Raw genomic sequence first — 13,129 nt, 5'->3', positions numbered from 1 at the left:
GCTGGACCACGGCAAACTGGGCAAGCGCCACGCAACCCGCAGTGGCTCAGTCAACTGGCCCGGCACATTGCTCAATGGCCGGCCGCGCCAGCGCGACGATCTGTTGTTTCACCTGCGTACTCGCTCGCCCCATGAACTGTGGCTGGTGATCGTTGATGCCTCTGCATCGACCCGCCGTCATCAGGCATTGAGCGATGCCAAGGGCTTGCTGGCGCAGTTGTTCGACGATGCCTATCGCCAGCGTGCACGCCTGGCCCTGCTCACGGCCAGCGGTTCTGCACCCAAGTGGCAGGTGCAGGGATTGAAGGCTTCCACAGGGCTGCGTCAGTGGCTCGATGGCCTTGGTGCGGGCGGCGGCACGCCGTTGCTGGCGGCATTGAGCGAAGCGGGGCGATGGCTTGCCGCACGGCAAAAGCGCTTTCCGGCAGAGCAGCAGCGGTTGTTGTTGGTGACCGATGGCCGGCTGAAGGACTGGCCGCTGCTGCCGGCGCTGGAGTGTTCGGGGTTATTGATCGACATCGAGCGCGGGCCGATCCGGCTTGGGCGCAGCAGGGTGTTGGCTGCGCAGTTGCAGGCGGAATATCGGCATATCGACGAGCTGCTTCCGGGCTGAGTTTGCACAGAAGATCCCTGTAGGAGCTGGCTTGCCAGCGAAAGCGGTCTTGAGCCATGCGTCAACATTGAAAACGCCTTCGCCGGCAAGCCGGCTCCTACAGGAGGTTGCCACGAGTGCCCATCGCCTGCCGGTACTGCCGGGTACGCTTGCCAATGTACAGCTGGTCGAGAATCAACGCCCATAGCGCCGAGACTTCAGGTCAGGTTTTGCGCCCACGGCTCAAGCGATGCAGCTGGAATTTCACCACCGCCATGCTCGCCAGTGCTGCCAGGGGGTTGTGCTTCCAGCGGATCGGCGGCAGTTGCGGATGGCTGTCCTGGCCTTCGCGCCAGTGCTTGACCAATTGCGCTTCCACGGCCAGGGCGGTGCCGATGCCAGGCCCGGCCCGGCCCGAAGGCATGAGCTGCGATGAAAATGCTGAACGGGTGATGGCGTCATTCAAGCACTAGGTCAGAACGGATTGCTCATCAGCGTACCGGCCCTCCAAACGCCCGGTTGTGAAGCAGATACCCGCCCTTTGTAGCCAACGGTAGCGGTCTGGGTTTCGTGGGTTTGGTAACGTTTTTTTTTTGTTTTTACGCATCCCTCTGATTCAAAACAAATTTCAATCCCCCTGACATTCCCTCCACATCCTGTGGCACACTTTCTGCTGTCTATTCCGTTGTTACATACCATGTTCCGGTATAGCGGAATAAACATCACCCTGGAGTGCTTGCCATGCATCGCCGACCTTCGTTGTTCAAAGCGTGTGTTTTTCTTTTCGCGGCATCCGCCGCTGCCATGGGCGTGGCTCAGGCGGCGGACAGTAAGCTCGACAGCGTTCTGGCCCGCGGCAAACTGATTGTAGGCACCGGCAGCACCAATGCGCCTTGGCACTTCCAGGGCGCGGATGGCAAGTTGCAAGGCTTTGATATCGATATCGGGCGCATGGTGGCCAAGGGGCTGTTCAACGACCCGAGCAAAGTCGAGTTCGTGGTGCAGTCGTCCGACGCGCGTATCCCCAACCTGCTGACCGACAAGGTCGACATGAGCTGCCAGTTCATCACTGTGACGGCCAGCCGTGCCCAGCAAGTGGCGTTCACCCTGCCGTACTACCGCGAAGGCGTTGGCCTGCTGTTGCCGGCCAACAGCAAGTACAAGGAAATCGACGACATGCAAGCCGCCGGCGATGGCCTGACCGTGGCGGTGCTGCAAAACGTCTATGCCGAAGAACTGGTGCATCAGGCGCTGCCCAAGGCCAAGGTCGATCAGTACGACAGCGTGGACCTGATGTACCAGGCCGTGAACTCCGGCCGCGCCGACGCGGCGGCCACCGACCAGTCTTCGGTGAAATACCTGATGGTGCAAAACCCTGGCCGTTATCGCAGCCCGGTCTACGCCTGGAGCCCGCAGACCTATGCGTGTGCGGTCAAGCGCGGCGATCAGGACTGGCTGAATTTCGTCAACACCACCCTGCATGAGGCCATGACCGGCGTTGAGTTCCCGACTTACGCGGCTTCGTTCAAGCAGTGGTTCGGTGTCGATCTGCCGTCGCCAAAAATTGGTTTTCCCGTCGAATTTCAATGATCCCGTGAGAGCGGGGCGGTTATGAATCGCCCCGTTCAAGGTACTGCCGACCATGAACTATCAGTTGAACTTTGCCGCCGTCTGGCGCGATTTCGACACACTGCTGGCGGGGCTCGGCCTGGGCCTGGAGCTGGCGCTGGTGTCGATCGCCATCGGCTGCGTGATCGGCCTGATGATGGCGTTTGCCTTGCTGTCGAAGCATCGCGCATTGCGGGTGCTGGCGTCGGTGTATGTCACGGTGATCCGTAACACGCCGATCCTGGTGTTGATTCTGTTGATCTACTTTGCGTTGCCGAGCCTGGGCATTCGTCTGGACAAGATCCCTTCGTTCATCATCACCCTGTCGCTGTATGCCGGGGCCTACCTGACCGAGGTGTTCCGCGGCGGCCTGCTGAGCATTCCCAAGGGGCAGCGTGAAGCCGGCCTGGCCATTGGCCTGGGCGAGTGGCAGGTCAAGGCCTACGTCACCGTGCCGGTGATGCTGCGCAATGTGCTGCCGGCCTTGTCGAACAACTTCATCTCGCTGTTCAAGGACACCTCGCTGGCGGCGGCGATTGCCGTACCGGAGCTGACTTATTACGCGCGCAAGATCAATGTCGAGAGCTACCGGGTGATTGAAACCTGGCTGGTGACCACGGCGCTCTATGTGGCGGCCTGTTACCTCATTGCCATGATGCTGCGTTACCTCGAGCAGCGTCTGGCGATTCGCCGATAGGAGGCCCCATGTACGAATCCCCCAGTTGGTTGCATGAGTTGTGGGTGGCGCGCGAAGTGCTGTGGCAAGGTTTCTTGACCAGTGTCCAGGTATCGGTGCTGGCGATTTTGCTCGGCACGCTGGTTGGCGTCGTCGCCGGTCTGGTACTGACCTACGGCAAGTTCTGGATGCGCGCGCCGTTTCGTTTTTATGTCGATGTGATTCGCGGCACGCCAGTGTTCGTGCTGGTGTTGGCGTGCTTCTACATGGCGCCGGCACTGGGCTGGCAGATCGGTGCGTTCCAGGCCGGTGCGCTGGGTTTGACGCTGTTCTGCGGCTCCCACGTCGCCGAGATCGTGCGCGGTGCGTTGCAGGCCTTGCCGCGCGGGCAAATGGAAGCGAGCAAGGCCATCGGCCTGACGTTCTACCAGGCCCTCGGGTACGTGCTGTTGCCCCAGGCGTTGCGGCAGATCCTGCCGACCTGGGTCAACTCGTCTACCGAGATCGTCAAGGCCTCGACCCTGTTGTCGGTGATCGGTGTGGCGGAATTGCTGCTCAGTACCCAGCAGATCATTGCCCGGACCTTCATGACCCTGGAGTTTTACCTGTTCGCCGGTTTCCTGTTCTTCGTCATCAACTACGGCATCGAGTTACTCGGCCGGCACATTGAAAAGCGGGTGGCTTTGCCATGACTCAGACTCAATCCAATGCACAAAACGGCCAACCGCTGCTGGACATTCGCGGCCTGCACAAGCGTTACGACCACCTCGAAGTGCTCAAGGGCGTCGACCTGACCCTGCAGCGCGGCAACGTGGTGACGCTGATCGGCTCCAGTGGCTCGGGCAAGACCACGCTGCTGCGCTGCGTGAACATGCTTGAAGAATTCCAGGGCGGGCAGATCCTGCTTGACGGCGAATCCATCGGCTATGACGAGGTCAACGGCAAACGCATTCGCCACCCGGAAAAAGTCATTGCCCGTCATCGCGCCATGACCGGCATGGCGTTCCAGCAGTTCAACCTGTTTCCGCACCTGACGGCATTGCAGAACGTCACCCTGGGCCTGCTCAAGGTCAAGAAACTGCACAAGGACGAAGCCGTGGCCCTGGCCGAGAAATGGCTGGAGCGTGTCGGCCTGCTGGAACGGCGCGATCACTTTCCCGGTCAGTTGTCTGGCGGTCAGCAGCAGCGCGTGGCGATAGCCCGGGCGATTGCGATGAACCCGAGCCTGATGCTGTTCGACGAAGTCACTTCGGCGCTGGACCCGGAACTGGTGGGCGAAGTGCTCAGCGTGATCAAGGGCCTGGCCGAAGACGGCATGACCATGCTGCTGGTGACCCACGAAATGCGTTTCGCTTTCGAGGTCTCGGACAAGATCGTTTTCATGAATCAGGGTCGCATCGAAGAGCAGGGACCACCCAAGGAACTGTTCGAGCGCCCGCAGTCGCCGCGTCTCGCTGAATTTCTCAAAAGCACGCGGTTTTAAACACTCAATTTTCAACCAGGAGAAACACCCATGAGCATTACTCGTTACGGCACCGGCAGCACCGCCGCTGGCGGTGCGCCTCGCCCTTTCGCCCGCGCCGTTGAAGCCGATGGCTGGCTGCACGTTTCCGGGCAGGTGCCTGCGGTGGATGGCGAGATCATTACTGGCGGCATCGTCGAACAGACCCACCAGACCATGAAGAACCTGATCGCGATTCTCGAAGAGGCGGGTTTTAGCCTGGAAGATGTGGTGCGTGCCGGGGTGTGGCTGGAGGATCCGCGGGATTTCACGAGTTTCAACAAGGTGTTTTCCGAGTACTTCAAACCTGAACATGCACCGGCGCGGGCCTGTGTTCAGGCGAATATGATGGTCGACTGCAAGGTCGAGATCGACTGCATTGCGTACAAGAACAAGGCCTGAGGCCGCGGTGATTGCATCGCCAGCAAGCCGGCTCCTACAGGTGACCGCGTTCCCATGTAGGAGCTGGCTTGCCAGCGAAGGCGGCCTAACAGTCACCACCGCACACTCGGTAAACTCCCGGCACTTTGAATGGGAACCACTGAAATGACCGAAGACACCATCAAGCGCCGGGCACGCGGTCTGGACCGGGCGTTCGATATCCTCGATTTCCTCAAGGAGATCGGCCAGCCCCTGCGCCCGAACGACATCGCCAACGGCATCGGCAGCCCCAAATCCACGGTCTACGAACTGGTGGCCTCGCTGCTGGAACGGCGGATCCTGGAGCCGGTGGGCAAGGACGGTCATGTCTACCTCGGTCGTCAGTTGTACTTTCTCGGGCAGGCGCATTTGCGCCATTTCGATCTCACCCGCGAGGCCGATCACGCCTTGCAGGAAATCGTCAGCCAGACCCGTGAAACGGCGCAGATGTGCCTGCTCAACGGGCGCAAATACACCGTTGCGCTGATGAAGGAGGGGGAACGGCATTTCCGCATTTCCTCGGACATCGGCGAAAACGCGCCCATCCCCTGGACCGCATCCGGGCGCCTGTTGCTGGCGCACTTGAGCGACCAGGAAATCGTCGACTTGATCGATCACGACGACTTCATCCTGCCCGATGGCGAACGCTTGCCTCTGGAGCAGTTCCTCAAGGAAATTCGTCAGGCCGGTATCGATGGTTTCTTTTCTTTCGATAGCGTCGCCGACACCTTTACCCATTGCTTCGCCGCGCCGGTCAAAGACCCTGGCGGCGTGGCCATCGCGACGCTGTGCATCGTCGCCCCACGGGCCGATGCCAAGAACAACTACAACGACTACCGCCGGGTGCTGATCGAAAGCGCCAACAGCCTGGCCCGTCGCATCAACGAATAACAGCGGCTGCCTGCGGCCGCGTGAACGAGGAGTTCGACCATGCCTACTGCCCCTAATACTGCCAACGTGGATAAAGGCGCAGCCCCGATCGGTGCCAGCCTGGTGCGCGACGTCAGCCTGCCTGCGCTGGTCCTGCACCGCGAGGCGCTGGAGCACAACATCCGCTGGATGCAGGCGTTCGTCAGTCACAGCGGTGCAGAGCTGGCGCCCCATGGCAAGACCAGCATGACCCCGGCGTTGTTCCGTCGCCAACTGGCCGCCGGTGCCTGGGGCATCACCCTGGCCAGTGCCACACAAACCCGTGCGGCCTACGCCCATGGCGTGCGCCGTGTGCTGATGGCCAACCAGTTGGTCGGCACGCCGAACATGGCGCTGATCGCCGACCTGTTGGCTGATCCGGCGTTCGATTTCTATTGCATGGTCGATCACCCGGACAACGTCGCCGACCTCGGCGCCTATTTCGCCTCCCGCGGCGTGCGCCTGAACGTCATGATCGAATACGGCGTGGTGGGTGGTCGATGCGGTTGCCGCAGTGAGCAGGAGGTGCTTGATCTTGCCAAGGCCATTGCCGCGCAACCGGCTCTGGCCCTGACCGGGATCGAAGGTTATGAAGGGGTGATCCATGGCGATCACGCCGTAACCGGCATTCGCGATTTCGCTGCGTCACTGGTGCGTCTGGCGGTGCAGTTGCAGGACAGCGGCGCGTTTGCCATTGCCAAGCCGATCATCACCGCATCGGGTTCGGCCTGGTATGACCTGATTGCCGAGTCCTTCGAAGCGCAGAACGCCGCTGGACGTTTCCTCAGCGTGTTGCGTCCCGGCAGCTATGTGGCTCACGACCATGGCATCTACAAGGAAGCGCAGTGCTGCGTGCTCGACCGGCGCAGCGACCTGCACGAAGGCCTGCGTCCGGCGCTGGAGGTGTGGGCGCATGTGCAGTCGTTGCCGGAGCCAGGGTTTGCGGTGATTGCCCTGGGCAAACGCGACGTGGCCTACGACGCCGGTTTGCCGGTGCCGTTGCTGCGTTACAAGGCTGGCGTGGTGCCGGCCAGCGGCGATGATGTGAGTGCCTGCAAAGTCACTGCGGTGATGGACCAGCATGCGTTCATGACCGTGGCGCCAGGGGTTGAGCTGCGGGTGGGCGACATCATTTCGTTCGGCACATCGCACCCGTGCCTGACGTTCGACAAGTGGCGCATCGGCTGTCTGGTGGACGAGCAACTGAATGTCATCGAGACCATGGAAACCTGTTTCTAAGGTTCAGGACCGGGGCGTGGCCTTCGCGAGCAGGCCATCCAGACAACATCGCAATACCAGAGACTCCACAACAATGAACACCATCAACACCCTCGGCCCCGACACCCCACGCATCGCCCTGATCGGCGAGTGCATGATCGAGTTGCAGCATCGCGCCGACGGCAGCCTGCAACAGAGCTTCGGTGGCGACACCTTGAACACGGCGGTGTATCTGTCCCGGGAACTGGGGGCGAGCGGCACCGTGGACTACGTCACCGCCCTGGGCGATGACAGTTTCAGCGATGCGATGTGCCAGAGTTGGGCTGCGGAAAACATCGGGCTCGGCATGGTTCAGCGCCTGCCCGGACGTCTGCCGGGTTTGTATTGCATCCAGACTGACGCGGCGGGCGAGCGGCGCTTTCTGTACTGGCGCAATGAAGCAGCGGTTCGCGATTGCTTCACGACGCCGGCCGCCGAGCCGATCCTGGCGGCGCTGCCGGATTACGACGTGCTGTACTTCAGCGGCATCACCCTGGCGGTACTCGGCGAGCAAGGCCGGGAAAAACTGCTGGAAACACTGATCGAAGCCCGCCAGCGTGATGCGCGAATCGTGTTCGACAACAACTACCGGCCACGGCTGTGGGTCTCGCTCGAGGACGCCCGGGCGGCGTATCGCCGTGTGCTGCCGTATGTCGACCTGGCGTTGTTGACAGTGGATGACGAGCAGGCGCTGTTCGGTTATGCCGATTGTGACGCGGTGTTTGCCGCGTATGAGCAGATCGGGACGCCGGAGGTGGTGCTCAAGCGCGGCGCTCAAGCCTGCCTGATTCGTTGTACGGGCGAGTCGTTCGAAGTGCCGGCGCAGAAGGTCGAGCGGGTGGTGGACACCACGGCGGCGGGGGATTCGTTCAGTGCGGCGTATCTGGCGTCGCGGCTCAAGGGCGGTAGCCCCGGGGAAGCCGCCGAGGCCGGGCATCGGTTGGCGAGCCGGGTGATTCAGGTGCCGGGGGCGTTGATTCCCAAGTAAGCGTTGAAGGGCCGCTGGCTGAGCCATCGGATCGCTGGCAAGCCAGCTCCCACAGGGATTGCAAGTTGCCATAGATTGCGGCCATGGCACCGGTCCTGTGGGAGCTGGCTTGCCAGCGATAGGGCCCTCAAGCCAACTGCATCAATCCCGGTAAAACACCTGCACCAGGTGATACCCGAACTTGCTCTTGATCGGCCCATGCACCACCCGCAGCGGTTTCTTGAAGATCACCGCGTCGATCGCGCCGACCATCTGCCCCGGCCGTACTTCGCCGAGGTCACCGCCGCGCTTGCCCGATGGGCAGGTCGAATACTTCTTGGCCAGCACATCAAACGCTTCACCCTTGGCGATGCGTTGTTTGAGCTGCTCGGCTTCTTCCGAGGTTTTCACCAGAATATGGCGGGCTTGAGCTTTCATGGGCGGTACCTTGCAACGGTGGTGGCTATGTGGGTGGCAGTGGGGGGCGCGCGATTATGCCTCAACTCAGTCCGGTTGACCGATCATCGTGCGAATCTTGTTGGCCAGCAGGTCGATGGAAAAGGGTTTGCTCACCATGTCCATGCCTTCTTCGAGGAAACCCTGGCGCTCGGCGGCGATCTCCGCGTAACCGGTCATGAACAGCACTTTCAGTCCGGGACGATGCTGGCGGGCGATTTCTGCCAATTGTCGGCCGTTCATGCCCGGCAGCCCCACGTCGGTCACCAGCAGGTCCACCCGCAGGTCCGACTCCAGCACCGGCAGGGCGCCCCTGGCATCTTCGGCTTCATGGGCGCGATAACCGAGCTCATTGAGCAGGTCCAGTACCAGCATGCGCACCGCCGCATCGTCCTCGACCAGCATCACGGTTTCGCCGGCAATCGCCGCCGGTGCTTCGCCGACGACGGGTGACAGGACCTTTTCCGGCTCGGTCGAGTGCAGTCGCGGCAGGTACAAGCGTACGCTGGTGCCCCGGCCGGGCAGGCTGAACAGACTGACGTGGCCCCCCGATTGCTGGGCGAAGCCGTAAATCATCGACAAACCCAAACCAGTGCCCTGGCCGATGGGTTTGGTGGTGAAGAACGGGTCGAATGCCTTGGCCAGCACCGTGGGCGTCATGCCGGTGCCGTTGTCGCTGACGGCAATCATCACGTAGTCGCCGGCCTTGACCGGTTCCAGGGTCGTGAGGTCACTGCCGTCGAGGTACACGTTGGCTGTTTCGATCTGCAGTTCGCCACCCTCGGGCATGGCGTCCCGGGCGTTGATCACCAGGTTGAGCAAGGCATTTTCCAGCTGGCTGACATCGGTGTTGACCCGCCAGATGTTCTCGGCCAGTTGCAGTTTGAGTTCGATGTGGTCGCCCGTGGTGCGACTGAGCAGGTCTGCGAGCGAATGAATCAACTCGTTGGGGGCCAGCGGCTTGCGGTTGAGCGACTGACGCCGGGAGAACGCCAGCAAGCGATGGGTGAGGGCGGCGGCACGGTTGGCCGAAGACACTGCTGCCTCAGTGAATCGGCTGATCTCGCTGACGCGTCCGTCGGCGATGTAGCGTTGCATCAGGTCGAGGCTGCCGATGATGCCGGTGAGCATGTTGTTGAAGTCATGGGCGATGCCGCCGGTAAGCTGGCCGACCGCTTCCATTTTCTGGGCATGGCGCAAGGCGTCTTCGGCACGCTCACGCTCGAACATCTCGTTTTGCAAACGCTCGTTGGCCTCGGCCAGTTGCCGGGTGCGGGCGGCAACCCGCTCCTCAAGGGTTTCGTTCAGGATGCGCAGGGCTTCTTCGGTCTTTTTGCGTTCGGTTTCGTCGATCACGAAGATGTAGAAGCCGTTCACCGCGCCGTCCGCACCGTGGCGTGGCAGGTAATTCATCAAGGCCTGGCGGATGCTGCCGTCGCGGTGTGGCGTGCTGATGCTGAAACAGCAGGGCCGGCCGGACAGCGCCTCGGTGATGTACGGCGCGCGCAGCGCATAGGCTTCTTCGCCGAGCACTTCAAGAATGGTCCGCCCGTACAGCTCTTGCGGCGTCAGCCCGTACCAGTCGAGGTACGCCGCATTGTTCAGGCGAAAGCGTTCTTCGCGGTCGACGTAGCTGATCAGGATCGGCATGGCGTTGATGATCAGTTGCAGCTCGGTCTGGCTTTGGCGTAGAGCCTGTTCGGTGTGTTTGCGTTCGGTCAGGTCCAGGGCGGCGCCGAGGAAACGGGTCGGCCGGCCATGGTGGTCCTTGTAACAGCGACCGCGGGCAAACACCCAGCGTATCTCGCCGTCGGTTTGCAGCAGGCGATATTCCTCGGCGTATTCAGTGCCGTGGGTAATGCAATGCTTGATGCTGCGGGCGATCAGGGCACGGTCTTGCGGGTGTACGCCGTGGAGGTACTCACTGATCGGCAACTGGTTGGCCATGGCCGGGTCGATGCCGTGCAACTGGGCGAAATGCGCATCGGCGATGAAACGGTCCTCGCTGATGTCCCAGTCCCAGGTACCGACCGCATCGGTGGCGGCAAGGGCCAGTTGCAAGCGCTCCTCGGTTTCACGCTGGGCCTTGAGACTGGCCGCCGAGCGCTGTTCGAGTTCGAGGGCGATGCGCCGGCGTTCGTTGGTTTCGATGGCGGTGACCAGAATTCCGGCCACCTCGGCACTTTCGTCGCGGATCGGGCTGTAGGTCAGGTCGAGCCAGAAGTCGGACTCCCGACCGTCACGCTGCAGGGTAAAGCGCTGCTCGCTGTAGGTTCGCACCTGACCTTGCAGGACGGCGCAGTATATCGGGTCGGTAAAGTCTTTCAACTCGGGCCAGATCAGGTGTGCCGGTTGTCCGAACGCATGTGGATGTTTGCTTCCGGCGAGCAGGGCGAAGCCGTCGTTGTAGATCTGCGTCAGCTGCGGGCCCCATAGCAGTAACATCGGCATCGGTGAGTGTATGACGATGTCCACGGCGGTTCGCAGGCTTTGTGGCCAGGTGCTGGCAGCGCCCAGCGGACTGTTTGCCCAGTCGAGCCGGGCTATCAGGGCCTGGGCATCACTGCCGGTGGGTATTGCGTTCATCAAGGAGTCCTGCGCCTGAGTCGCTTTAACTGGCATCTATTCTTGCACAGGTGACAGGCCCGGGTTGACTGTAGGAGCGAGCTCGCTCGCGATGGACGCCAACGATAATGCTGGTTGGCAGGTGCCCCGCGGCGCTCTCGGGTTTATCGCGAGCAAGCTCGCTCCTACAGGTAACCATGTTTCAATGCATGAGTTCGGGCCTGTTCCGGTATTGTTCCAGCGCTTCGGGATTGGCCAGCGCATCGGTGTTTTTCACCTTCTGCCCATGCACCACATTGCGCACCGCCAGCTCAACGACCTTGCCGCTGATGGTCCGGGGAATGTCGGTGACCTCGATAATTTTCGCCGGCACATGACGCGGCGTGGTGTTGGCGCGAATCGTCTGGCGGATCTGCTGTTGCAACGCCTCGTCCAGTTCCAGCCCTTCGCGCAGCTGTACGAACAGCACCACCCGCACGTCATCCTGCCATTGCTGACCGATGGCGACGCTGTCGAGCACCTGCGGGATTTTTTCCACCTGGCGATAGATTTCCGCCGTGCCGATGCGCACGCCGCCGGGGTTGAGCACGGCATCCGAGCGACCGTGGATCATCATCCCGCCATGGGGCAACTGTTCGGCATAGTCACCCTGGGCCCAGACGCCGGGGAACAGGCTGAAATAGGATTTGCGCAGCTTTTCGCCATCGGCATCGTTCCACAGGCCCACGGGCATTGCCGGGAAGTGGCGGGTGCAGACCAGTTCGCCTTTTTCGCCGATCACCGGCTGGCCGGCGTCGTTCCACACTTCGACGGCCATGCCCAGGCTCTTGCCCATGATTTCGCCACGCCTTACCTGCGACACAGGGTTGCCGTTGACGAAGCACGAGACGATGTCAGTACCACCGGACATCGAGGCCAGGCACACGTCAGCCTTGAAGTCGCGATAGACGAAGTCATAACTCTGCGGTGAAAGCGCCGAGCCGGTGCAAAGCAAGGTCTTGAGGCTGCCCAGGTCATGACTTTCACGCGGCTTGATGCCGCTGCTTTCCAGGGTCGCGAGAAATTTCGGGCTGGTGCCAAAGACACTGATGGACTCGTCGTCGATCAGGTCGATCAAGCGCTGCGGGTCGGGCTGGAACGGCGAGCCGTCATACAACACCACAGAGCTGCCTGTCGCCAACGCCGACACCAGCCAGTTCCACATCATCCAGCCGCAGGTGGTGTAGTAGAACAGGCGTTCGCCGGGGCCGAGATCACAATGCAAACCGTGTTCCTTGACGTGTTGCAGGAGCACGCCACCGGTGCTGTGGATGATGCATTTGGGCACGCCGGTGGTGCCGCTGGAGTAGAGGATGTACAGCGGATGGGCGAAGGGCACCGGGACGAAATCCGGTTCGCCGCCGGGCTCGTAGAAATCGTCCCACAGCGTCACGTTGGCCGGGGTGCGGAAATGCTCGATCCGCGTATGCGGCCGCCCATACGGCAGAATGATCAACTGCTGCAACGACGGCAGGCGTTCGAGGATTTCGTTGACCTTGGCGGTCTGGTCGATCTCCTTGCCGGCATAGCGATAACCGGCGCAGGTCACCAGCACTTTCGGTTCGATCTGGCCGAAACGGTCAACCACCCCGTGAGTGCCGAAGTCCGGCGAAGAACAGGACCACACAGCGCCAAGGCTGGTAGTGGCGAGCATGGCCACCAGGGTTTGCCAGGTGTTGGGCATGCACGCGGCGACCCGGTCACCCACATTGATGCCAGCGGCTATCAAGCCGTTCTGAAAACCGGCGACCTGTTCTGCCAGTTCGGCCCAGGTCAGGTGTTCGCGTTGACCGTTTTCGCCGATGGCGACCACCGCCACAGCGTCGTCGCGGCGAAGCAGCAAGTGTTCGGCGAAGTTCAGGGTAGCGCCGGGGAACCACTGGGCGCTGGGCATCTGCGGGCCTTCGAGCAGTACGGCGTCGGGTTGTTCATGGAAGCGAATGTCGAAGAAATCGACGATCGCCTGCCAGAAGTCGGGACGTTGCTCGATGGACCATTGGTGCAGGGCAGGGTAGTCGTCAATCTTGAGGTGATACCGTTGATTGACGAAGCGCCGGAAGGCCTCCATGCGGGTCTTGCCAATGCGTTTGGCGTCGGGTTGCCAGAGGATGTCGGACATGGTTTGCCTCTTCTTCTATT

General features: G+C 61.6%; 12 protein-coding genes and 1 pseudogene. 9 read left to right on the top strand and 4 right to left on the bottom strand.

Going from position 1 to position 13,129, the window contains the following annotated elements; translation table 11 throughout:
• Positions 1 to 67 precede the first annotated feature (67 nt).
• On the top strand, positions 68 to 613 hold the full coding sequence (locus PMI31_RS02150; protein WP_008015912.1) for a vWA domain-containing protein: 546 nt from the start codon (positions 68 to 70) through the stop codon (positions 611 to 613).
• Positions 614 to 710: 97 nt separating this feature from the next.
• Here the strand turns inward: PMI31_RS02150 and PMI31_RS29640 are convergent.
• Positions 711 to 1,016: pseudogene (locus PMI31_RS29640) on the bottom strand (2,4-dienoyl-CoA reductase); the annotation flags it as partial.
• Positions 1,017 to 1,333: 317 nt separating this feature from the next.
• Between PMI31_RS29640 and PMI31_RS02140 the strand changes: the two are divergent.
• The 8 genes from PMI31_RS02140 (at position 1,334) to PMI31_RS02105 (ending at position 7,951) form a co-directional block, all read left to right on the top strand.
• Positions 1,334 to 2,182, top strand: a complete 849-nt coding sequence (locus PMI31_RS02140; protein WP_008015910.1) for a transporter substrate-binding domain-containing protein — start codon at positions 1,334 to 1,336, stop codon at positions 2,180 to 2,182.
• 52 nt (positions 2,183 to 2,234) lie between these two features.
• Entirely contained in the window at positions 2,235 to 2,897 is a 663-nt protein-coding gene (locus tag PMI31_RS02135; protein WP_008015908.1) for an amino acid ABC transporter permease, read from the top strand.
• Positions 2,898 to 2,905: 8 nt separating this feature from the next.
• A complete protein-coding gene (locus PMI31_RS02130; RefSeq protein ID WP_008015907.1) occupies positions 2,906 to 3,568 on the top strand; it encodes an amino acid ABC transporter permease in 663 nt (220 codons plus the stop codon).
• Positions 3,565 to 4,359: an amino acid ABC transporter ATP-binding protein gene (locus PMI31_RS02125; RefSeq protein ID WP_008015906.1), complete on the top strand. Its 795-nt coding sequence runs from the start codon at positions 3,565 to 3,567 to the stop codon at positions 4,357 to 4,359. The genes PMI31_RS02130 and PMI31_RS02125 overlap by 4 nt, the downstream gene beginning before the upstream one ends.
• 30 nt (positions 4,360 to 4,389) lie before the next feature.
• A complete protein-coding gene (locus PMI31_RS02120; RefSeq protein WP_008015905.1) occupies positions 4,390 to 4,779 on the top strand; it encodes a RidA family protein in 390 nt (129 codons plus the stop codon).
• Positions 4,780 to 4,923: 144 nt separating this feature from the next.
• Complete coding sequence (locus tag PMI31_RS02115) at positions 4,924 to 5,688, top strand: IclR family transcriptional regulator (RefSeq protein ID WP_008015904.1); 765 nt, start codon at positions 4,924 to 4,926, stop codon at positions 5,686 to 5,688.
• A 39-nt stretch (positions 5,689 to 5,727) separates the two neighbouring features.
• On the top strand, positions 5,728 to 6,945 hold the full coding sequence (locus tag PMI31_RS02110) for an amino acid deaminase (RefSeq protein ID WP_008015903.1): 1,218 nt from the start codon (positions 5,728 to 5,730) through the stop codon (positions 6,943 to 6,945).
• A gap of 73 nt (positions 6,946 to 7,018) precedes the next feature.
• Positions 7,019 to 7,951 carry a sugar kinase gene (locus PMI31_RS02105; protein WP_008015902.1) on the top strand — a complete coding sequence of 311 codons (933 nt, stop codon included), beginning with the start codon at positions 7,019 to 7,021 and terminating at the stop codon, positions 7,949 to 7,951.
• 141 nt (positions 7,952 to 8,092) lie between these two features.
• On the opposite strand, the gene PMI31_RS02100 is transcribed toward PMI31_RS02105, so the two are convergent.
• From PMI31_RS02100 to PMI31_RS02090, 3 genes are all read right to left on the bottom strand, one after another.
• Positions 8,093 to 8,368, bottom strand: coding sequence for a peptidylprolyl isomerase (locus tag PMI31_RS02100; protein WP_007933743.1), 276 nt, complete (start codon positions 8,366 to 8,368; stop codon positions 8,093 to 8,095).
• 66 nt (positions 8,369 to 8,434) lie between these two features.
• Positions 8,435 to 10,972: a PAS domain-containing hybrid sensor histidine kinase/response regulator gene (locus PMI31_RS02095; protein ID WP_008015901.1), complete on the bottom strand. Its 2,538-nt coding sequence runs from the start codon at positions 10,970 to 10,972 to the stop codon at positions 8,435 to 8,437.
• A 181-nt stretch (positions 10,973 to 11,153) separates the two neighbouring features.
• Positions 11,154 to 13,109 (bottom strand): acetoacetate--CoA ligase, encoded by a 1,956-nt coding sequence (locus PMI31_RS02090; RefSeq protein ID WP_008015900.1) that lies wholly within the window; start codon positions 13,107 to 13,109, stop codon positions 11,154 to 11,156.
• Positions 13,110 to 13,129 lie beyond the last annotated feature (20 nt).

The organism is Pseudomonas sp. GM55, assembly GCF_000282395.1.
Classification (GTDB): domain Bacteria; phylum Pseudomonadota; class Gammaproteobacteria; order Pseudomonadales; family Pseudomonadaceae; genus Aquipseudomonas; species Aquipseudomonas fluorescens_CC.
Note: the sequence above shows the minus strand (reverse complement) of the source record. Positions and strands in the feature narration are given on the sequence as shown.